Annotated in this window: 20 protein-coding genes and 1 pseudogene; 13 read left to right on the forward strand and 8 right to left on the reverse strand. The window is 71.6% G+C overall.

Translation table 11 applies throughout. From position 1 onward, the window contains the following. Positions 1 to 26 precede the first annotated feature (26 nt). The 7 genes from QF027_RS04760 to QF027_RS04790 form a co-directional block, all read right to left on the reverse strand. Positions 27 to 863, reverse strand: coding sequence for an undecaprenyl-diphosphate phosphatase (locus QF027_RS04760; RefSeq protein ID WP_057617711.1), 837 nt, complete (start codon positions 861 to 863; stop codon positions 27 to 29). Positions 864 to 936: 73 nt separating this feature from the next. Further along, positions 937 to 1,311 carry a fluoride efflux transporter CrcB gene (gene crcB / locus QF027_RS04765; RefSeq protein ID WP_306985722.1) on the reverse strand — a complete coding sequence of 125 codons (375 nt, stop codon included), beginning with the start codon at positions 1,309 to 1,311 and terminating at the stop codon, positions 937 to 939. After that, entirely contained in the window at positions 1,308 to 1,700 is a 393-nt protein-coding gene (locus QF027_RS04770; protein ID WP_307072841.1) for a DUF190 domain-containing protein, read from the reverse strand. The genes crcB (QF027_RS04765) and QF027_RS04770 overlap by 4 nt, the downstream gene beginning before the upstream one ends. Next, positions 1,697 to 2,152, reverse strand: coding sequence for a fluoride efflux transporter CrcB (crcB, locus tag QF027_RS04775; protein ID WP_306985716.1), 456 nt, complete (start codon positions 2,150 to 2,152; stop codon positions 1,697 to 1,699). Before crcB (QF027_RS04775) ends, QF027_RS04770 begins: the two co-directional genes overlap by 4 nt. A 166-nt stretch (positions 2,153 to 2,318) precedes the next feature. Beyond that, on the reverse strand, positions 2,319 to 3,281 hold the full coding sequence (locus QF027_RS04780; protein ID WP_307072842.1) for an SMP-30/gluconolactonase/LRE family protein: 963 nt from the start codon (positions 3,279 to 3,281) through the stop codon (positions 2,319 to 2,321). 28 nt (positions 3,282 to 3,309) lie between these two features. Then, positions 3,310 to 3,597 carry an ArsR family transcriptional regulator gene (locus tag QF027_RS04785; RefSeq protein ID WP_307072845.1) on the reverse strand — a complete coding sequence of 96 codons (288 nt, stop codon included), beginning with the start codon at positions 3,595 to 3,597 and terminating at the stop codon, positions 3,310 to 3,312. 735 nt (positions 3,598 to 4,332) lie between these two features. Beyond that, the gene (locus tag QF027_RS04790; protein WP_307072847.1) at positions 4,333 to 6,354 is read right to left on the reverse strand and encodes a beta-galactosidase; all 2,022 of its coding nucleotides are present in this window, start codon (positions 6,352 to 6,354) and stop codon (positions 4,333 to 4,335) included. A 197-nt stretch (positions 6,355 to 6,551) separates the two neighbouring features. On the opposite strand from QF027_RS04790, the gene QF027_RS04795 reads away from it, so the two are divergent. From QF027_RS04795 to QF027_RS04810, 4 genes are all read left to right on the forward strand, one after another. Beyond that, positions 6,552 to 7,583, forward strand: coding sequence for a LacI family DNA-binding transcriptional regulator (locus QF027_RS04795; RefSeq protein ID WP_266376443.1), 1,032 nt, complete (start codon positions 6,552 to 6,554; stop codon positions 7,581 to 7,583). Between the two features lie 579 nt (positions 7,584 to 8,162). After that, entirely contained in the window at positions 8,163 to 8,513 is a 351-nt protein-coding gene (locus QF027_RS04800; protein ID WP_306985709.1) for a VOC family protein, read from the forward strand. Positions 8,514 to 8,580: 67 nt separating this feature from the next. Next, the gene (locus tag QF027_RS04805; protein WP_306985706.1) at positions 8,581 to 8,970 is read left to right on the forward strand and encodes a MarR family winged helix-turn-helix transcriptional regulator; all 390 of its coding nucleotides are present in this window, start codon (positions 8,581 to 8,583) and stop codon (positions 8,968 to 8,970) included. A 38-nt stretch (positions 8,971 to 9,008) separates the two neighbouring features. Next, complete coding sequence (locus QF027_RS04810; protein WP_307072850.1) at positions 9,009 to 9,911, forward strand: acyl-CoA thioester hydrolase/BAAT C-terminal domain-containing protein; 903 nt, start codon at positions 9,009 to 9,011, stop codon at positions 9,909 to 9,911. 24 nt (positions 9,912 to 9,935) lie between these two features. Here QF027_RS04810 and QF027_RS04815 read toward each other — a convergent pair whose 3' ends face one another. Beyond that, positions 9,936 to 10,784: a LysR family transcriptional regulator gene (locus QF027_RS04815; protein WP_306985700.1), complete on the reverse strand. Its 849-nt coding sequence runs from the start codon at positions 10,782 to 10,784 to the stop codon at positions 9,936 to 9,938. A gap of 316 nt (positions 10,785 to 11,100) precedes the next feature. Between QF027_RS04815 and QF027_RS04820 the strand changes: the two genes are divergently transcribed. From QF027_RS04820 to QF027_RS04860, 9 genes and pseudogenes are all read left to right on the forward strand, one after another. Then, entirely contained in the window at positions 11,101 to 11,796 is a 696-nt protein-coding gene (locus tag QF027_RS04820) for an alpha/beta hydrolase (protein WP_307072852.1), read from the forward strand. After that, complete coding sequence (locus QF027_RS04825; protein ID WP_307072854.1) at positions 11,793 to 12,632, forward strand: sulfurtransferase; 840 nt, start codon at positions 11,793 to 11,795, stop codon at positions 12,630 to 12,632. The genes QF027_RS04820 and QF027_RS04825 overlap by 4 nt, the downstream gene beginning before the upstream one ends. Beyond that, positions 12,629 to 13,483 (forward strand): ABC transporter permease, encoded by an 855-nt coding sequence (locus QF027_RS04830; protein ID WP_306985693.1) that lies wholly within the window; start codon positions 12,629 to 12,631, stop codon positions 13,481 to 13,483. Before QF027_RS04825 ends, QF027_RS04830 begins: the two co-directional genes overlap by 4 nt. 2 nt (positions 13,484 to 13,485) lie before the next feature. Further along, the gene (locus QF027_RS04835) at positions 13,486 to 14,202 is read left to right on the forward strand and encodes an ABC transporter ATP-binding protein (RefSeq protein ID WP_306985691.1); all 717 of its coding nucleotides are present in this window, start codon (positions 13,486 to 13,488) and stop codon (positions 14,200 to 14,202) included. After that, positions 14,199 to 15,164, forward strand: a complete 966-nt coding sequence (locus QF027_RS04840) for an ABC transporter substrate-binding protein (protein WP_307072856.1) — start codon at positions 14,199 to 14,201, stop codon at positions 15,162 to 15,164. Before QF027_RS04835 ends, QF027_RS04840 begins: the two co-directional genes overlap by 4 nt. An 8-nt stretch (positions 15,165 to 15,172) precedes the next feature. Continuing rightward, positions 15,173 to 16,275 (forward strand): annotated as a pseudogene (locus QF027_RS04845) (LLM class flavin-dependent oxidoreductase). A 10-nt stretch (positions 16,276 to 16,285) separates the two neighbouring features. After that, positions 16,286 to 17,281: an ABC transporter substrate-binding protein gene (locus QF027_RS04850; protein WP_307072858.1), complete on the forward strand. Its 996-nt coding sequence runs from the start codon at positions 16,286 to 16,288 to the stop codon at positions 17,279 to 17,281. Beyond that, positions 17,278 to 18,384: an acyl-CoA dehydrogenase family protein gene (locus tag QF027_RS04855; RefSeq protein ID WP_307072860.1), complete on the forward strand. Its 1,107-nt coding sequence runs from the start codon at positions 17,278 to 17,280 to the stop codon at positions 18,382 to 18,384. Before QF027_RS04850 ends, QF027_RS04855 begins: the two co-directional genes overlap by 4 nt. Continuing rightward, positions 18,381 to 19,757 (forward strand): FAD-binding oxidoreductase, encoded by a 1,377-nt coding sequence (locus QF027_RS04860; protein ID WP_307072862.1) that lies wholly within the window; start codon positions 18,381 to 18,383, stop codon positions 19,755 to 19,757. Before QF027_RS04855 ends, QF027_RS04860 begins: the two co-directional genes overlap by 4 nt. Positions 19,758 to 19,799: the final 42 nt, after the last annotated feature.

Raw genomic sequence — 19,799 nt, forward strand, 5'->3', positions numbered from 1 at the left:
AGAGCCGCCTCGCACCCCCGTGGCGGTCAGCTGCCGAGCGTCCCCGTGGCCAGCAGGCCGAAGAGCAGCAGGCCCACGACGATCCGGTAGACCACGAAGGCGTTGAAGGAGTGCTTGGCCACGAACTTCAGCAGCCAGGCGATGGAGCCGTAGGCCACGACGAAGGAGACGCCCGTGCCGACGGCGAGCGGCGCCGCCCCCACGCCCGTACCGAGGGCGTCCTTGAGCTCGTAGATGCCTGCGCCGGTGAGGGCGGGAATGCCGAGGAAGAACGACAGGCGGGTGGCGGCCACGCGGTCCAGGTCGAGGATCAGGGCCGTGGACATGGTCGCGCCGGAGCGGGAGAAGCCGGGGAAGAGCAGCGCGAGGATCTGCGAGCTGCCGACCAGCATCGCGTCCTTGAACGAGGTGTCGTCCTCACCGCGCTTGTGCCGCCCCATCTGGTCCGCCGCCCACATCACACCGCTGCCGACGATCAGGGAGCCCGCGACCACCCACAGGGACGCGAGCGGTCCCTCGATGAGCGGCTTGGCGGCCAGGCCGACGATGACGATCGGAACGGTCGCGGCGATCACCCACCAGGCGAACTTGTAGTCGTGGTGGTACCGCTCCTCCTTGTTGACCAGCCCTCTGCCCCACGCGGAGACGATCCGCACGATGTCCTTGAAGAAGTACACGAGCACGGCGGCGATCGCGCCGACCTGGATGACGGCCGAGAACCCGACGACGGCGTCGTCGTCGACGGGGATGTTCATCAAACCCTCGACGATCTTCAGATGGCCGGTGGAGGAGACGGGCAGGAACTCGGTCACTCCCTCGACGGCTCCGAGGACGACGGCCTGACCGACGCTGATGACGCTCATGGGATCCAGTTCTTCTCAGGGGAAGGCAGGTGCGGAGGGCACAGTCTTACTACACGCGGACAAGCGTCGAGGCCTACGCCCACACGGCCTGCGCCAGCGCCACCCCCGCGAAGGCGGCCCCGAGACCGGCCACCACGCTCGCGGCCACGTTGGCCGCGGCGTAGACGCGTGCTCCGGTCTCGCTGAGCCGGAGGGTCTCGTAGGAGAAGGTCGAGTACGTCGTCAGGGCCCCGCACAGACCGGTGCCCAGGAGGAGCTGGAGGTGGGATCCGGCAGCCCCCTCGGCCACGGCCCCGGTGAGCAGGCCGAGGATCAGACAGCCCGCGACGTTGACGGCGAAGGTGCCCCAGGGGAAGAGCGAGTCGTGCCGGGACTGCACCGCGCGGTCGGTGAGATAGCGGAGCGGGGCACCGACCATGGCACCCGTGACGACCAGCAGCCAGTTCACAACGACTTCTTACCCTTCATGCCCGTTCTGCCCTGTCTTGCGCCCTGGGTTCCGTCGCGGCCGACGTACCGGATGACCTCGCAGTGGTCGAGGGTCACCAGGCCCTCGGTGATGAGTTCGTCGAGCTGCGGCAGGAACTCCCGTACGCGGGTCTCGGTGTCGACGATCACGACGGCCACCGGCAGGTCCTCGCTGAGGGACAGCAGCCGGGAGGTGTGGATCAGGGAGGAGGCGCCGAAACCCTCGATGCCGCGGAAGACGCTGGCCCCGGCGAGCCCCGCCGCGTGGGCGCGGTGCACGATCTCGGTGTAGAGGGGCTTGTGGTGCCAGGTGTCGTTCTCGCCGACGTAGACGGTCAGGCGCAGGGCGCTGCCGGTCAGCCTCGTCATGGCTGCCTCCACTTCAGGACGCGGCGGGTCGCTGTGGACGCGAGCCACACCGCGGTGAGGGCCGCGAGCAACGTCGCGGCGAGATAGGCCAGGCCCATGGCGGGCCGGCCGTGATCGACGAGTTTCTGGATGTCGACGGCGTAGGTCGAGAAGGTGGTGAAGCCGCCGAGGACGCCGGTGCCGAAGAAGGGACGGACCAGGCGGTGGGCGGCCCACACGTCGGTGATGACGACCATGAACACGCCGATGACGGCACAGCCGACGACGTTGGTCCAGAAGGTCGCCCAGGGGAATCCGCCGGGCGGCGCGGGCCAGTGGAGGGCGAGGGCGTACCGGGCGGCGGCCCCGAGCGCGCCGCCCAGGGCGACCACCGCGACGACCGGCGCCTGGCCGCGCCGGAGCGACGGGCGCGTGGGGCCGGCGGGAGCACGGAGGCTCTCCGGGGCTGTCATGGTCGTGTCTCTCCTACTCGCCGGGGCCCGGACACACGGGCGCGCTCCATCGCAAGTAGGGACCGTTGGCGGCGCCTTCGCCGCGGTTCGGGTACGGCGGGCCCCACCGCCGCGCCGCGAGGGTGATCGCGACCGAGACCAGGGTAACGCCGGGGCGCCACCGGGGTCACTTCGCGGCGGGCGGCTCGCACAGCGCGATGCCGCGCTCCCAGAGGCTGCCGAGGACCAGGTGGCCGGAGGCCTCGCAGACGCTGGTGACCATGCGGAAGCGGGAACGGCTGCGGGCGAGGTGGTGGACGACCTCGCCCGTGTCGTCGACCGCGAGGACGCCGATGCTGCCCGTGGGGCGGTAGGGGGCGCGTACGGCGATGCGGGCGGCGGCTCGGCGGACCGGTGGGGCGGCGCGGTGCAGCAGGTCGAGCGGGGGCACGCGGGGCCCGGCGAGCGAGACCCAGATCGGGCCTTCGGGTCCGCCGCGCCAGATGTTGTCGGGCATGCCCGGCAGGTTCTCGGCGAGGGGTTCGGCGCGTCCGGCCTGCGGTCCGTCGAGCCAGTAACGGGTGAGCCGGCGGGCCCCGGTCTCGGCGACGACCAGGAAGGACTCGTCGCCGCTCACGGCGAGGCCGTTGGCGAACTGCAGTCCCTCCAACAGGACTTCGGGAGTGTCGTCGCCGGGCGCCAGGCGCAGGAGGCGGCCGGTGCCGGTGTGTTCGACGATGTCGCCGATCCACTGCTCCAGGGGATAGCGGCGGCTGGAGACGGTGAAGTAGACGCTGCCGTCGGACAGCGCGACCACGTTGCTGGCGAACCGCAGCCTCTCCCCCGCCACCTCGTCGGCGATGACGCGTACGGTGCCGTCGGTGAGGTCGACGCCCAGTAGTCCGCGTTCGGCGTCGCACACCAACAGGGCATCGTCCGGGAGGAGTTCGAGGCCGAGCGGCCTGCCGCCGGTCTCGGCGAGCACCTCGACGCGGGCGGCGAGCGGTTCCGTCAGTCCGTCGATGCGCAGGATGCGGCCGTCCGCCACTCCGGTGAGGACCCGGCCGCGGGAGTCGGCGACGACGTCCTCGGGTCCGTGGCCGCCGATCGCGACGTAGTGGCGGGGAGTCAGTGCGGTGGAACGGTCCATCAGGTGCCTGCCCTTCCGGTGCGAGTCGCTACCAGCCCTTCTCGAACATGCGCGCCACCTCGGCGATGCGCATCTCGTCGTGACGGTAGTACGTGCGCCACCGGATTCTCCTGGTACGCAGCAGGCCGAGGTCCACGAGCAGGCCGAGGTGGGGCTCCGCGATGGAGCGAGGCACGCTGAGCTTGCGTGCGACCCTGCGGGCGGTGACTCCGCCCCGGGCGGGGTCGCCGTGCCGCTGCGGCGGGAAGTGCGAGGCCAGGTCCTTCAGCCGCTCCAGGATGTCCAGACGCCGCTGGCCGGCCGGGATCCTCAGCATCTCGTCCCCTCCGCCCCTCCTTCCGGGTGCGTCCACTGTTCCGCAGTCGAAGCCGCCCTGTCCCGGAGTCACCGAGCTTGTCCGAGATCGAACTCCTCCGGGACACAGGGCTGTTGGCACGCACGGCGGTCGGAGAGGGAAAGCGCGGCTACCTCCGAGGGCTCGGGGCTGGTCCGGGGTTCGATGCCGGATCCTGGACCCAGGCCGGTCCGGGCCGCCAGGCGCCGATCCGCGGGCTCGCGACCGATCCGGGGCAGTGAGGCCGATCCGGGCCGCGCGGCAGAGCCGGGACCCAGGACCGAGCGGGGACCCCGGACGGATCCCGACCGTGAAGCCGTCCGGGCCGCGAGGCCGATCCGGGCCCGTGAAGCCGTTCGGGCCGCGAGGTCGGTCCGCGGGCTTGCGGTCTCCTGGGGTTGGACTGCTCACCAAGGAGTGCGCACAAGGCCGAATCAGCTCGATCGTGTCGTCGTCGCCTGCGGGCTTGCAGCGCCCTGGACTGTTCGGGTCAGCGCGGTCGTGCGACCTGGAACACCGGGCGCGGCGTCAGTGTGCGGGGCTCCTGCGGCCTCCCGGGACCGGACCACGCACACGATGCGTGTCGCCGCCCCGGTTGGAAACGCCGGGGACCGTTCGGGGCGTGCGGCTGAGTGGACTCACCCCTGCTCAGTCCACAGGAACGGTGAGGCCCCCTCCGCCCGCGGCTCGTGGTCTCGCGGGCGGAGGGGAGTCGGTTCAGCCGTCGAGCCGTACGACCCGGACGGCGCCCGCCGGGACGGCGAGGCGGCCCGCGGCACGTTCGCCGGTCAGCAGTTCGGTGCCCGCCGCGTCCAGGGGCACCTTGGCCTCCGACGCGGTGTGGTTGACCACGAAGACGTAGGAACCGGACTCTCCGTTGCGTCGGACCACCTCGACGTCGTGGGGCAGGTCGGCGCTCGAGGGGAGCTGGGCGTCCTCGGCGGCCCAGCCGAGCAGCGCGTCGAGGCCCTGGGCGGCCAGGCGCGTGGAGACGTACCAGGCCGTGCCCGCGCCGTGGCGGTGCCGGGTGACGGCGGGGTGACCGGCGGCCAGGCCGTCGGCGTAGGTCCACACCGTCTCGGCGCCGCGCGGGACGACGAACTCCGTCCACACGTCGCCGGTGAGCTCGGAGCCGTCAGGGCCGATGATCCGCACCAACTCGCCCGGCAGGAGCGGCGAGAACTCCTCGACGGTCAGGCCCAGGACGTCCCGCAGCGCGCCCGGATGGGCACCCGCGTGGACGGCGTCGTGCTCGTCGACGATGCCGGAGAAGTACGACACGACGAGTGTGCCGCCGTTCTCGACGTACGCCCTGAGGTTGTTCCCGGCGGCCTCCGTCATCAGGTACAGGGCGGGGACGACGACAAGGGGATAAGCCGACAAGTCGGCTTCCGGGTGGGCGAAATCGACGGTGAAGTGGCGGTCGTAGAGGGCCTCGTAGAAGGCGTCGGCACGCTCGCGCGCGTCGTGGTCCTCGCTGGGGCGCCAGTCGAGGTTCTGCGCCCACCACGAGTGCCAGTCCCACAGGACGGCCACGTCGGCCTGGGTGCGGGTGCCGCGGATCGTGCTCAACGAGTCCAGAGAGGCGCCCAGTTCGACGACCTCGCGCCACACGCGTGTGTCGGTGCCGCCGTGCGGGACCATCGCCGAGTGGAACTTCTCGGCGCCGCGCCGGGACTGCCGCCACTGGAAGAACATGGCGCCCTCGGAGCCGCGGGCCACGTGCGCCAGGGAGTTGCGTGCCATCTGGCCGGGGGCCTTGGCGGGGTTGCGCGGCTGCCAGTTGACGCCCGAGGTGGAGTGCTCCAGAAGGATCCAGGGGGCGCCGCCCGCGACCGAGCGGGTGAGGTCGGCGGCCATGGCGAGGTTGACGTGGGTGCGGCGGCCGTCGGTGATGAGGTAGTGGTCGTTGGTGACGATGTCGACCTCGCGGCCCCAGGCCCAGTAGTCGACGGAGTCGCACTGGCTGAGCGCGGTCATGAAGTTGGTGGTGACCGGGACGCCCGGGGAGAGCCGGTGCAGGATGTCCCGCTCCGTCACGAAGTTCTCCCGCATGGTGGCGTCGGCGAACCGCTTGTAGTCCAGCGCCTGGCCGGGGTTGCCGACGGTGGCCGCGGTGCGCGGCGGGTCGATCTGCTCGACGCTCGTGTAGTGCTGGCCCCAGAAGGCGGTGCCCCAGGCCTCGTTGACGCCGTCGACGCCGCCGTACGTCGTCTCGAGCCAGCGGCGGAAGTGGGCGGCGCAGGAGTGGCAGTAGCAGGCGGAGACGGGGACGCCGTACTCGTTGTGCACGTGCCACATCGCCAGGGCCGGGTGGTCGGCATAACGCGCTGCGAGCCGGGTGGTGATGTTCGCGGCGGCCGCGCGGTAGGCACTGTTGCTGTGGCAGATGGCACCGCGCGAGCCGAACGCGAGGCGGGTGCCGTCGGCCGTGACCGGCAGTGCGTCGGGATGGGCGCGGTAGAACCAGGCCGGCGGGACGACCGTGGGCGTGCCGAGGTCGACCCGGACGCCGTTCTCGTGCAGCAGGCCGAGGATCCGGTCCAGCCAGCCGAAGTCGTACACGCCCGGTTCCGGCTCCAGGAGCGCCCAGGAGAAGATCCCTACGCTGACCATGGTGACCCCGGCCTCGCGCATCAGCCGGACGTCCTCGTCCCAGACGCTCTCGGGCCACTGCTCCGGGTTGTAGTCCCCGCCGAAGGCAAGCCTGGTGAGGCCCCTGGGGGTGGTCTCCGGCATGGTCTCTCCCGTTTCGATTTGTTGGGAACGTGCACACACGGCTCCAGAAGTGTGCGGCCCAAGATAACCGTACAAAGGCAACCCTTGCCAAGTGTCTAACAGCAAGCATTTCTGTGCACGATCCCAGTTCGGTCGCATCCTGCCCGTGCCGTCCCGCCGCTCGAGCACCCTCGTGCCGCCCACAGGGGCTTAGAGTCTTGACCATGAACAATGCGGGGGGCCGGCGCAGACCACCGACGATCCACGACGTGGCCCGCGAGGCCGGGGTCTCGCGGGGCACCGTCTCGCGCGTGCTCAACGGCGGACACTACGTCAGCCCGCCCGCCCTGGAGGCGGTCAACGCCGCCATCCGCAAGACGGGTTACGTCGTCAACCGGCACGCCCGCTCGCTGATCACCGGCCGCTCCGACTCGGTCGGCTTCCTGCTCACGGAGCCCCAGGAGCGGTTCTTCGAGGATCCCAACTTCAACGTGCTGCTGCGCGGCTGCACCCAGGCGCTGGCCGCGCACGACATCCCCCTGCTGCTGATGCTGGCGGGCACCGAGGACGAGCGGCGCCGGATCAAGCGGTTCATCACGGCGGGTCACCTCGACGGCGTGCTGCTGGTCACCAGCCACTCCGCCGACCCGGTGGCCGAGGAACTGCACAAGGCAGGCGTGCCCGTCGTGCAGTGCGGCAAGCCCATGAGGTCCGGCTCCAAGGTGAGCTACGTGGCCGCGGACGACCGCGACGGCGCCCGTGACATGGTCCGCCATCTGCTGTCCCTGGGCCGCCGCCGGATCGGCATCGTGACCGGCCCGCTGGACTCACCGGGCGGTGTCGACCGTCTCGCCGGCTACAAGGAGGTGCTGGCGGAGGCGGGCGTCGGGATCGACGAGCGGCTCGTCGTCTCCGGCGACTACAGCCGGGCCGCCGGAGAGGCGGGCACCGAACGGCTGCTGGCGCAGGCTCCGGACCTGGACGCCGTGTTCGTCGCCTCCGACCTGATGGCGCTGGGCGCCCTGACGGCACTGCGCCGAGCGGGCCGACGGATCCCCGAGGACGTGGCCGTCGGCGGCTTCGACGACTCCATCGCCGCGACCGAGGCCACCCCTCCGCTCACCACGATCCGCCAGCCCTACGACCGCATCAGCGCCGAGATGGTGCGGGTGCTGCTGGCCCAGCTGGGTGGAGAGGATCCGGCAGCGGTGATCCTGCCCACGGAGCTGGTCCGCCGCGAGTCGACCTGAGGCAGGGCTTCGGGACGGGCCGGTTGGCCGGCGTTACGAACGGCAAGGCCGCCGACAGCCGGTTGTGCTCGGTGCGTTCGGGCTGCTCGGCGATGCACTCGTCGGCCCTCCTCCGTCCCACGTCGAGCAGCGGCCGCCGGCAGGAGCGGGCGGTCCGCGACGGGGCGACCGGATCGGCACGCGCGTGGACGATCGCGCGGTCGGGCCAGCTTGCCTGAGTCGACGACGAGCGTGTCTCAGCCCCAGCCGACGAGGAGACACACATCCGCTGGGCGTGAGAAACCCGGCAGCCAGGTCGGGCTCGGTGAGTTCGTCCACGCCACAGCCTCCTCCGCCACAACCTCCTCCGCCGCAGCCGCCGTCCACGCCCCAGGCGGCAGCGCCGAGCGCGCCGTACAAGAGAAGGCCGGCCCGACCTGGCGAGTGCGTGCCGGAACGCGCTCACGACGACCTGACCCGGCGCCTTCGTTTCCGGCGGGCGGTGACCGATCAGGATCGGAGAAGCGCGCCCGCCCTCCCCCCGCCTAGCGTGAAACCACCGACACGGACCGTCGGGACGACCTCACGAAGGAGCACACCATGACCGCCGGCCTCAAGACGATCATCTACCCCGTCAAGGACCTGACCGCGGCGAAGGCCCTGTTCAGCGCGCTGCTGGGGGTGGAGCCGTATGCGGATGAGCCGTATTACGTCGGTTTCAAGGACGCGGGACAGGACGTCGGCCTCGACCCGAACGGGCACGCCCGGGGCATGACCGGCCCGGTGCCGTACTGGCACGTCGACGACATCCGGGCGACGCTCGCGGCGCTGGTGGCAGCCGGTGCCGAGACGCTCCAGGACGTCCAGGACGTCGGCGGCGGCAAGCTGATCGCCTTCGTCAAGGACGCGGACGGCAACCTGGTCGGGATCACCCAGGATCCGCAGACCTGAACCGTTTGTTTGCGCATGCACTAGTTGCACATACAACAATCGGACCCATCGGTGTTACCGTGCATGTATGGCGGTGAACACGGTCTCGACCGGCCTCGAGGAACGGTGGCGGGACATCCTGGCGGTGCACGCGCGCACGATGTGCGAGATCGACCGCGTGCTGCACCCGCACGGGCTGGGAGCGAGCGATTTCGAGGTGCTCGACATCCTCGCCACCGAGTCGCCCCGGGAGGGCGACCAGTGCAGGGTGCAGAACCTCGTCGGGCGGGTGCATCTGAGCCAGAGCGCGCTGTCCCGGCTGATCGGCCGCCTGGAGAAGGACGGCCTGGTGGAGCGGTCCATGTGCGTGGAGGACCGGCGGGGTGTGTGGGTGTCCCTCACCCGCAAGGGCCGTGACCTGCACGCCGAGGTGCTGCCACTGCAGCGCGAAGTGCTGGCGAAGATGCTCGACGGCTAGGGACGCCTGCATGGTGACCGAAGACGCGGGCCTCGCGCATGCGTGACGGAGAGAGCGCATCGCAGATCACCGAGCACCAGGTGACGGCTCCCTGGGAAGGGGTCCTGCTGGAGCCGGCCGCGGGCAGCGGCGCCGGGGTCCTGGTCCTGGCGGGGTCGAGTGGTCGTGTCGACCGGCGGCGAGCGCGGCTTCTGGCTCAGCAGGGCCTTGTCGCTCTGGCCATACGCTGGTTCGGCGGACCCGGCCAGTCGGCCGGGATCTGCGAGATCCCCCTGGAGACATTCGTCGCGGGAGTGGATCTGCTGCGGTCTCGCGGAGTGGAGCGCGTCGGCGTACTCGGCGTGTCCAAGGGCGCCGAGGCCGCGCTGCTCACGGCGGTGCACGAGCCGCTCGTGGACGTGGTGGTCGCCGTGTCGCCGACCGCCCTGGTCTGGTGCAACGTCGGACCCGGTCTTGACGGTCGCCGGCATCCGTATCGCTCCTCCTGGACCTGGCGGGGGCAGCCGCTGCCTTTCGTGCCCATGGACGACTCCTGGCGCCCGGCGGAGCGGGCCGACGGCCCGGTGGCCATCAGCGGGTGGTACGACCTCAGCGAGCGGACCTTCGCCGCGCACCTGGACGCCGCCGCGATTCCGGTCGAGCGGGCGCGCGCCGACGTGCTGCTCATCGCCGGTGGTGATGACGCCATGTGGCCCTCCCTGCGGTATGCCGAACAACTGGCCGCACGACGCCGCGCGGCCGGAGGCTCCGTCCATCTGCTCACGCACGACGACGCAGGGCACCGCCCGCGTTTCCCCGGCGAAGGTCCCGCCGAGCCCTCGCCGACATTCCGCTACGGGGGGACACCCCGCGCCGATGCCTCGCTCGGCGAGCTGGCCTGGGCACCCGTCGTCGACGCCCTCCGCCCCCCGGGGGCGGCGCCGGTCGATCAGGGCAACTGACCGGCGGGGCGCGGGAAACGCACCCTACGCCAGCAACTCCCGTACGGCGGCGAAGGCCGCCTCGACGGTTGCCGGGTCCGCGCCCGGGCGGGCGAGCGCGCTCATGGGGATCGGGGTGACCTCGGGCAGACCCTCGTAGGGAGTCAGCCCGTCGGGGGCGGGGCCGACCGCCGCCAGCAGCGCCACTCCCTGCCCCGTACGGGCGATGTCCAGGACGCCCGCCAGATAGCCGGCGTCCCCGACGACGGTGGCGGGCACTCCTCGCGCGGCCAGGGTCGCGATGGCCCGGCGGCGGATCGCGCACGGGTCCTCGATGGCCACCAGCGGCACCGGAGCGGGCGCCCGCGGCGGCTCCCAGCCGGGCACGGCGTGCCAGGTCAGCGGTAGTCCGCCGACGCGGGTGCCCTCGGTCGCGGCGGCCTCGGTGACGTACACCGCGACATCCACGCTTCCGCGCTCCACGGCCTCCACGAGCCGTGCGGAGCGGTCGATGCGGAAGCGGACCCGGCAGCCGGGCCGTACCGCCTCGACAGCGGCGGTCAGCCGGGGCAGGAACTGGTCGGCGGCGTGCTCGGTGGAACCGATCGTGACCGTGTCGCCGTCGGCACCGAGGAGTGTGCGTACGGCCTCGTCGTGGACGGCGATGATCCGACGGGCCTGTTCGAGCAGCAGGCGCCCCTCGGCGGTGAAACGGGTGCCGCGTCCCTCGCGCTCCACGACGGGCCGCCCCAGGATTTTCTCCAGTTTGCGCACGTGCTGGCTGACGGCGGACTGGCTCAGGGTCAGGGCCAGGGCGGCGCGGTGGAAGCCGCCACAGTCGGCTATCGCGGTCAGGCTGCGCAGGGCCACGATGTCCAGGACGGGTTGGGGCATGCCGCGACCCTAGCCGCTCGGCGCCATCGATCGCGATCCCTGATCGGTTTCGATGCGGAATCGTCGTTGGACGCGGTGCGTCACGGCCGGTCATGATGAACGCATGTTGCACGCGACCGCTACCGCTGCCCTTCTGACGCAGCGCCGAGTCATCGACTTCGGCGTGGCGTGCAGCGCGCGCTGTCGCTGATCTTCCGCAACCCCTCCTCGCGGTCCGAGTCGACCGCTCTCTCCTCACGCTGACACGTGACAGCCGTCTCCGGCTGCTCCTTTCCGTACGGATGCCCCCTGCCCTGAAACGGGAGCTGACCCCCTCATGCCCTCACCCTTCTCCTGGGACGAACCCGAAGGTCTCGCGGCGCGCGGCACCCTGATCGTGCTGGCCGGCCGTGGCGAACACGGCGGTGTGTACGAGCGTTTCGGCCGCCGGCTCGCCTTCGACGCCTACCGGGTCCGCGCCCTCGGTGACGCGTCCGCCGATCCGGCCGTGCTCGACGAGGCGGCCAAGCTCCTCGCCGACGAGTCGCTGCCCGGCCCGAAGGTACTGGTCGGCTCCGACACCGGCGCGCTGTACGCCGCCCGGTTGGCCGCCGAGCGGACGCCCGGCGCCGACGCCCTGATCCTCGTCGGTCTGCCCACCTCCCCCTGGACGGCAGGGAGCTGGGAGGCCGAGCTCGAGGTCCGTACCGGCTGCCCCACCCACCAGGGGCGCCTCGCGAACGACCCGCACTTCCGGCGGGGCGCCCTCGACTCGGCCCCCGAACTGCCCGAACTCCACCTCGACCGCGTTCAGATCCCCGTCCTGGCGCTGCACGGCAAGGACGACACGGTGAGCCCGGTCGACGAGGCCCTCGCCGCGTACGCGGGTGTCCGGACGGTCCTGTTCAACGGTGGCCGGCACGACGTCCTCAACGACGCCCTGCACCGCACCGCCGCCGCCACGGTCGTCCTCTTCCTGGAGCGGCTGCGCCTGTCTCCCGAACTTCCGCCGATCGCCGAGGAGCGGGCATGACCGTCACGACCACCGTCGCGGAGCTCCGCGAGCAGCTCGCCTCCGCCACTCCCCCGACCCTGCTGGACGTGCGCTGGGCGCTCGGCGATCCGCACGGACGCGAGCACTACGCCGAGGGACACATCCCGGGCGCCGTCTACGTCGACCTGGACACGGAACTCGCCTCCGCCCCGAGCCCCGAGGGCGGCCGGCATCCGCTGCCCGCGCTCGGGGACCTTCAGGAGGCGGCGCGTGGATGGGGCGTCCGGGAGGACCGACCGGTCGTCGTCTACGACGACTTGGGCAACACGGCCGCCGCCCGCGCCTGGTGGCTCCTGCGGCACGCGGGGCTCGACCGGGTGACGCTGCTCGACGGGGCACTCAGCGCCTGGCGGGCCGCCGGACTGCCCCTGGAGTCAGGGCTTCCGGCGGATCCGTCGCCGGGTGACGTCGTCCTGCGAGCGGGCGCGCTCCCCGTTCTCGACGCGGACGAAGCCGCCGAACTCCCCTTGTCCGGGCTCCTCCTGGACGCACGGGCGGGCGAGCGGTACCGCGGAGAGGTGGAGCCGGTCGACCCGCGCGCGGGTCACATCCCGGGCGCCGTGTCCGCGCCGACCGGGGAGAACCTCGCCGCGGACGGCACCTTCCTGCCGGCCGAGGAGCTCCGGAAGCGGTTCGAGGAGCTGGGTGCCGGTACGGCGGACCGGATCGGCGTGTACTGCGGCTCGGGCGTCACCGCCGCCCATCAGATCGCCGCACTGGAGATCGCCGGGTTCGAGGCGGTCCTCTTCCCCGGTTCCTGGTCCGCGTGGTCCGCCGACCCGGACCGTCCGGCCACGAAGGGAGGCCGGCCATGACGACACATTCGCCGGCACTGCCGACCACCTTGGACAAGCCCGCCCGGATCACCATCCGCGGGACCACGAAGACGGGCGGCCGTGTCACGATCCCCCGTTCCGTGCGGAGGGCCGCGGGCCCCGTGGGTCTTGTCCTGCTCTGGTTCCTCACCTCGGCCACCGGGGTCCTCCCGGAGTCCGTCCTGGCCTCGCCGGTCGACGTGCTGAACCAGGCTGTGGAGCTGACCAGGAACGGCGAACTCCCCAGCGCCATAGCCGCGTCGGGCCGCCGCGCGGCGACCGGCTTCCTCATCGGTGCGACGATCGCGCTGAGCCTGTCCCTGCTCGCCGGGCTGTTCCGGCTCGGCGAGGACGTCATCGACTCCTCGATGGGCATGTTCCGGGCGATCCCGTGGGTGGGTCTGATCCCGCTGTTCATCGTGTGGTTCGGTATCGAGGAGACGCCGAAGATCGCCCTCGTCGCGCTCGGCGTGACGTATCCGCTGTACTTCAACATCTACGGCGGCATCCGCTCCACCGACTCCCAACTCGTCGAGGCCGCACGGATGATGGGGCTCGGCAGGCTTGGTCTGATCAGGTACGTGATCCTGCCGAGCGCGCTGCCCGGCGCCCTCGTGGGGCTCCGGTACGCGCTGTCCACCGCCTGGCTGGCGCTGGTCTTCGCCGAGCAGATCAACGCGGACGCGGGGCTCGGCTATCTGATGAGCAACGCCCAGCAGTACTTCCGTACGGACGTCATCGTGCTCTGCCTCGTCGTGTACGCGCTGCTCGGACTCGCCTGCGACTTCGCCGTACGGATCCTTTCGCGCCGCCTGCTGACCTGGCGGGCCAACTTCGAGGGTGAGGCGTAGACATGGCCGACAGTGTGGAGATACGGGGGCTTTCGCGGGCCTTCGACGGCAACACCGTGCTGCACGCACTCGATCTCGACATCCGGGACGGCGAGTTCGTGGCCCTGCTCGGCCACAGCGGGTGCGGAAAGTCGACGCTGCTCAGGATCCTCGCCGGGCTCGACGAGGAGATCGGCGGCGAGGTCACCGTGCCCGCCCGCCGCAGTGCCGCCTTCCAGTCGCCGAGGCTGCTGCCGTGGCTGAAGGTGTGGCGCAACGTCGTCCTCGGGCTGCCGGGGCGTCCGGACCGTGCCCTGGCCGAGCGGGCCCTCGCCGAGGTCGGCATCGCCGACCGGGCCTCCGTGTGGCCCAAAACGCTCTCCGGGGGCCAGGCCCAGCGCGTCTCCCTGGCTCGCGCTCTGGTCCGCGAGCCGGAACTGCTGCTCCTGGACGAGCCGTTCGGCGCCCTCGACGCCCTCACCCGGGGCCGGGTGCAGCAGCTGGTGGCCGAGCTGTGGCAGCGGCACGGCTGCGCGATCCTCCTGGTCACCCATGACGTGGAGGAGGCACTGCTGCTCGCCGACCGGGTGCTGGTGATGGACGAGGGCCGCATCGCCCACGAGCTCACCGTCGACCTGCCCCGCCCCCGTGACCTGACCGCCCCCGAGTTCGTCACCCTGCGCGCCCGCCTCCTGAACTGGCTCGGCGTGACCCGTACGTTGGAAGGAACCTCCTCGTGATCCGCAGAATCGCGGCCGCCGCACTGAGTTTCTCCGCCCTGCTGGCGCTGACCGGCTGCGGCGCGGACTCCTCGGCGGACGCCTCGTCGAAGGACGGCACCCTCGTCATCGGCGACCAGGCCAAGACCCTCCAGACCATCGTCGCCGCCTCCGATGCCCTCAAGGGCGCCAAGTACAAGGTGAAGTGGGCCGAGTTCGAGGGCGCCGCCCCGCTCTACCAGGCCGTGCAGGCGGGCGCTGCCGACACGACGTACTCCGCGGATCTCCCCGCCCTCCAGGCGCTCAGCGGTGGGGTGAAGTTCAAGAACGTGGCCGCCCTGAAGAACGACGGCCGGCATGTCGGCATCGTGGTGGGCAAGGGCTCCGGCATCGACAGCGTCAAGGACCTCAAGGGTCAGAAGGTCGTGGTGTCCTCGGCAAAGGGCAGCATCGCCGAGTACCTGCTGGCCAATGTGCTCGAGCAGAACGGGCTCAGCTACTCGGACGTGAAGGTGCAGTACCTGCTGCCGACCGACGCGCAGGCCGCCTTCGCCTCCGGGAAGATCAAGGCCTGGGCGACCTTCGGCGTCTACCAGGCCGTCGGCCTGGAGCAGGGCGGCAAGCTGCTCGTGGACGGCGCCGACGGCCGGGTCAGCGGTTACGGCTTCGTCGGCGCCTCCGACCAGGCCCTCGCCGACCCTTCGAAGAAGGCCGCGCTCGCCGACTTCCTCAGGCGGCTCGGTACCGCCCTGGAATGGACCAGCACCCACCAGGACGCCTACGCCAAGGCCATCGAGGCGCGCAACGGCGCCGACGCCTCCGTCGCGAGGACGCTGGCCTCGGCGGCGTACGGCAAGGTCCTGCCGATCACCGACGACGTGAACAAGACCGTCCAGGACGTGGCCGACCTGATGAACGGCATCGGCGTTCTGGAGCCGAACGTGGACGTGGCGAAGTCGGCCGACACGTCTCTTCTCAACTAGGAGCCCTCATGCCTGTCGAGTTCATCAGTGCCGTCCACACCGACTCCGGGGCCTCCGGTCCCGCCGCCGCGAGCCGCACCGGCTTCGACCGCGACCACCTGCGCAGGTACGCCCGCGCCCTGGACGACGGCGGCTTCGACCACACCCTGGTCGCCTATCACTCTCGGCGTCGCCGGACGCCTTCCAGGTCGCCCAGTTCGTCGCGACCCACACCGAACGCATCCGCCCGATCCTGGCGCACCGGCCGGGCGTCATCTTTCCCACGCACGCGTCCCGCGCCCTCGCCACTCTGGACCGGATCAGCGACGGGCGGCTGAGCGTCCACATCATCTCCGGCGGCAGCGACGAGGAACAGCGCAGGGAGGGCGACTATCTCAACAAGGCCGAGCGGTACGAGCGTTCGGACGAGTACATCCAGATCCTGAGGAAGGTGTGGCAGGCCGACGGTCCGGTCTCGCACGAGGGCAGGCACTTCCGGTTCGAGGGCTACTACTCGGACGTGAAGCCGGTGAACGGGCTGATCCCGATCTCCGTCGGCGGGTCCTCGCCCGACGCGTACCGGGTCGGCGGACAGCAGGGCGACATCTTCGGCCTGTGGGGCGAGCCGCTGAAGGAGACCGGCGAACAGATCGCCGCCGTGAACGCGGTCGCCGATGCCGCAGGCCGTCCCCACCCCCGTATCTGGGTGTCGTTCCGCCCGATCATCGCGCCCACCGACGAACTGGCCTGGGAGAAGGCGCACCGCACGCTCGGCGTCCTCAAGGACCAGGCACGCAACACCGAGTTGCTGCGGCACTACCGCACCACCGGGCGCCCGGCCAACGTCGGCTCCCAGCGCCTCCTCGACATCGCCGAGCGGGGCGAGGTCCACGACCGCTGCCTGTGGACCGCCCCGGCGGTCGCCACCAACGCGGCCGGGGCGTCCACCGCCCTGGTCGGCTCTCCGGAGACCGTGGCGCAGGCCCTGCTCGACTACGTCGACATCGGCTGCGACCTGCTGTCGATCCGAGGTTACGACCCGCTCAACGACGCCATCGACTACGCCCGTCACGTCCTGCCGCTCGTGCGGCAGGAACTCGCCCACCGCGCCGCCACCGGCCAAGCCGCCTGATGGAGACCCCGTGTTGTTCCGACGTTCCCTGCGCACGTCCGCCGCCGCCCTCGCCGTGCTCCTGCCGTTCGCCACGGCCTGCGGGACCGACGCGCAGGCGGAGTCCTCCACCGTCACCCTCACCGTCGGCGCCACCGGCTGGAAGGCCGAGGAGGCCGTCCTGAAATACGCGGGTCTCGACGACACCCCGTACACGATCAAGTGGAGCCTCTTCCAGGGCGGTGACCAGCAGCTCCAGGCCATCCGTGCCGGCGCCCTCGACCTCGCCTCCTCCAGCGAGATCCCGCCGATCTTCGCCGCCGCCGACGGCAGCGCGAACTTCAAGGTCGTCGCCGTGCAGAAAGGCGCGACCCTGAACCAGGAGGTCGTCGTGCCCAAGGGCTCGAAGGTGACCGGCATCGCCGGCCTCAAGGGCAAGAAAATCGGCTACGTCCAGAACACCACCGCCCACTACTTCCTCTACGAGCTGCTCAAGCAGGCGGGCCTGAAGTGGTCCGACGTCGACGCCAAACCCCTGCTCCCCAACGACGGACTCGCCGCCCTCAACGGCGGCGGCATCGACGCCTTCGCCTCCTACGGCACCTCGATCATCACCGCCCACCAGCAGGGCGCCACGACGGTCGGCTCCGGCAAGGACATCCTGTCCGGCAACTTCCTCTGGTCGGCGCGGGACAGCGTGCTGAGCAGTCCCCGGCAGAAGGCCGCCGCGGCCGACCTGATCGCCCGGATCACCAAGGCGTACGCCTACGTCCGCGACGGCCACCTCGACGGCTTCGCCCAGGTCACCGCCGACGCCACCCACCAGCCCCTCGCCCAGGCCAGGAAGGACCTCACGGACGCTCAGGCGCAACGCCCCACGCAGGCCCGGCCGGTGGGCGACGACACCATCGCCTCGCAGCAGAAGGTCGCGGACGTGTTCACCGAACTCGGAGCGCTGAAGGAGCACTTGGACGTGAAGACGTTCTGGACGACCGAGCTCAACGCCGATCTCGAGAAGGCCCTGTGACCGGGCGCATCGCGGAACTGGCCGCGGAGTACGACCGCACGGCCGCCTTTCCGGCCGAGTCCCTGCGCATCGCCCACGAAGCGGGCCTGCTCACCGCCACCATCGGCGAGCAGTACGGCGGCGGGGGCGCGGGGGTCGAGGAGAGCGCCCGCATCCTGCACTCCCTGGGCCGGGCCGACCCGTCCGTCGCCCTGATCGCGGCGATGACGCTCACCAACCACGCCCGTCAGGCCGTACAGCCGCACTGGCCCGAGGAGTTGTACGCGCGCGTGGTGAAGGAGTCCTTCGAGCGTCCCGTGCTGCTCAACCACGCGCGCGTGGAGCCCGATCTGGGGTCCCCCGCGCGGGGCGGGCTGCCCGCGACCCGCGCCAGGCGTACGGCGCACGGATGGGCGATCAGTGGCACCAAGCGGTTCGTGACGGGGGCCGAGGGGCTCGACTGGTTCCTGGTGTGGGCGACCACCGACGAGGACGAGCCGCGCGTGGGCACCTTTCCGGTGTCCGGCGACTCGCCCGGAATCGAGATCACCGGCCGCTGGGACCAGTTGGGGCTGCGGGCCAGCGGCAGCCACGACGTGACCTTCCGGGACGTGGAGGTGCCGCACGGGCAGGTGATCGGGCTCGCGCCGCACGGTCCTGCCGCCGAGCAGGACAACCGGGCCGGTGCCGCCCTCCACCTCCCCCTCGCCGCCCTCTACTTGGGGGTCGCCCGGGCCGCCCAGGCGTTCTTCCACACCTTCGCCCACGCGCGCGTGCCCGCCAACCTCGGTCACCCGGTGGCCCGTACGGAACGCTTCCGCCGTACGGCCGGGGAGATCGAGGTGCTGCTGGCCGCCGCCGAGCAACTGGTGTTCGACGGTGCCGCGAAACTGGACACCGGCGACAGGTCGTATCCGCCGGAACAGGCCCTGGGTGCCCGCGTGTTGGCGGACCGGCACGGTGTGCGGGCCGTGGAGCTGGCGGTACGGCTGCTGGGTAATCCGGGGCTGTCCCGTGGCAATCCTCTGGAACGGCACTTCCGGGACATCCAGTGCGCGCCGGTGCACGCGCCCCAGGAGGACATCTCCCTGCTCGCGATCGGAACGAAGGCGCTGAACCCATGACGGCAACGCAGGACACCACCGTGTCGGCGCGCTTCCTGGGGCTGCTGGCCCGCGATCTGCCGCCCGACAGGCTGAGCACGGACCCTGGCGTGCTCGCCGCCCACGCCACCGACCGCTCGGGCACCCGGCCCGCTGGCGAGCCGCTGGCCGTGGTGCATGCCCGGCGCACGGAGGACGTGACCGTCACGCTGCGGCACGCCCACGAGCTGCGCGTCCCGGTCGTCCCCCGCGGCGCGGGCACCGGCCTGTCGGGCGGGGCGACGGCGGACGAGGGCGCCCTGGTGCTGGACCTTTCCGGGATGAACCGCATCCGCGAGCTCTCGGCCGACGACCAGCTCACCGTCGTCGAACCAGGCGTCATCACCGCCGAGTTGGACCGGGCGGCGGGCGCGCACGGACTGCGGTACGCGCCCGATCCGGCGAGTGCGGCCCTGTCGACGATCGGCGGGAACATCGCGACCAACGCGGGCGGCCTGCGGTGCGCGAAGTACGGGGTGACCCGGGACAGCGTGCTCGGTCTGGAGGCCGTCCTGGCCGACGGGACGGTGATCGGCACCGGCCGTCGTACGGTCAAGGGGGTCACCGGCTATGACCTCACCGCGCTGCTGACCGGCTCGGAGGGCACCCTCGCGGTGATCACCTCGGCGACGCTTCGACTCAGGCCGGTTCCCGTGGCGACGGCCACCCTCGCCGCGTACTTCCCGTCCTTCGAGGCGGCGGCCGAGGCGTCGTACGCGATCGCCCGGGCCGGCGTCGAGCCCGCGCTGGCGGAGCTCGTCGACGGGCCCGTGCTGCACGCCATCGACCCGGCGCTGCGGGAGCGGGGGGCCGCGCTGCTGGTGGTGCAGTGCGACGGGGCGGGTGCGGCGGCCGAGGCGGCAGCCGTCGCCCGGCTGCTCGGACCCCTGGCCTCGACGGTGGAGACGACGGAGGATCCCGCCGAGGCAGAGGCGCTGCTGGCGGCCCGCCGGCTGGCGCTGCCCGCGCTGGAGCGGCTGGGCCGACCGCTGATCGAGGACATCGCGGTGCCGCGCTCCCGGCTCGCTCGGGCCGTGCGGGAGATCCGGGCGATCTCGGCCCGGCACGACGTTCCCGTGTTCACCATCGCGCACGCGGCGGACGGGAACCTGCACCCGATCATCGTCGTCGACCCCGACCTGGACCGGCTGCCGGAAGCCGTGTGGGAGGCGGCCGGAGAGATCTTCGCGCTGGCGCTCAGGCTCGGGGGCACGCTCACCGGCGAACACGGGGTGGGGGTGCTCAAGCGGCAGTGGGTGGCCGAGGAACTCGGGCCCGCCGCACACGCGTTGCAGCGCCGGATCAAGGAGGTGTTCGATCCGCGGGGCATTCTCAACCCCGGAAAGGCGCTGTGAAACCCGCGTCCGCTCCTGACCGGCATGACCGCTCGTCCGCGG

The sequence above is a fragment of the Streptomyces canus genome (assembly GCF_030816965.1).
Taxonomy (GTDB): domain Bacteria; phylum Actinomycetota; class Actinomycetes; order Streptomycetales; family Streptomycetaceae; genus Streptomyces; species Streptomyces canus_E.

Coding starts and splice junctions, on each gene's coding strand:
- QF027_RS04760 (WP_057617711.1), bottom strand. CDS start 863: ATGAGCGTCATCAGCGTCGGTCAGGCCGTCGTCCTCGGAGCCGTCGAG.
- QF027_RS04770 (WP_307072841.1), bottom strand. CDS start 1,700: ATGACGAGGCTGACCGGCAGCGCCCTGCGCCTGACCGTCTACGTCGGC.
- crcB (WP_306985716.1), bottom strand. CDS start 2,152: ATGACAGCCCCGGAGAGCCTCCGTGCTCCCGCCGGCCCCACGCGCCCG.
- QF027_RS04780 (WP_307072842.1), bottom strand. CDS start 3,281: ATGGACCGTTCCACCGCACTGACTCCCCGCCACTACGTCGCGATCGGC.
- QF027_RS04785 (WP_307072845.1), bottom strand. CDS start 3,597: ATGCTGAGGATCCCGGCCGGCCAGCGGCGTCTGGACATCCTGGAGCGG.
- QF027_RS04790 (WP_307072847.1), bottom strand. CDS start 6,354: ATGCCGGAGACCACCCCCAGGGGCCTCACCAGGCTTGCCTTCGGCGGG.
- QF027_RS04800 (WP_306985709.1), top strand. CDS start 8,163: ATGACCGCCGGCCTCAAGACGATCATCTACCCCGTCAAGGACCTGACC.
- QF027_RS04805 (WP_306985706.1), top strand. CDS start 8,581: ATGGCGGTGAACACGGTCTCGACCGGCCTCGAGGAACGGTGGCGGGAC.
- QF027_RS04810 (WP_307072850.1), top strand. CDS start 9,009: ATGCGTGACGGAGAGAGCGCATCGCAGATCACCGAGCACCAGGTGACG.
- QF027_RS04815 (WP_306985700.1), bottom strand. CDS start 10,784: ATGCCCCAACCCGTCCTGGACATCGTGGCCCTGCGCAGCCTGACCGCG.
- QF027_RS04820 (WP_307072852.1), top strand. CDS start 11,101: ATGCCCTCACCCTTCTCCTGGGACGAACCCGAAGGTCTCGCGGCGCGC.
- QF027_RS04825 (WP_307072854.1), top strand. CDS start 11,793: ATGACCGTCACGACCACCGTCGCGGAGCTCCGCGAGCAGCTCGCCTCC.
- QF027_RS04830 (WP_306985693.1), top strand. CDS start 12,629: ATGACGACACATTCGCCGGCACTGCCGACCACCTTGGACAAGCCCGCC.
- QF027_RS04835 (WP_306985691.1), top strand. CDS start 13,486: ATGGCCGACAGTGTGGAGATACGGGGGCTTTCGCGGGCCTTCGACGGC.
- QF027_RS04860 (WP_307072862.1), top strand. CDS start 18,381: ATGACGGCAACGCAGGACACCACCGTGTCGGCGCGCTTCCTGGGGCTG.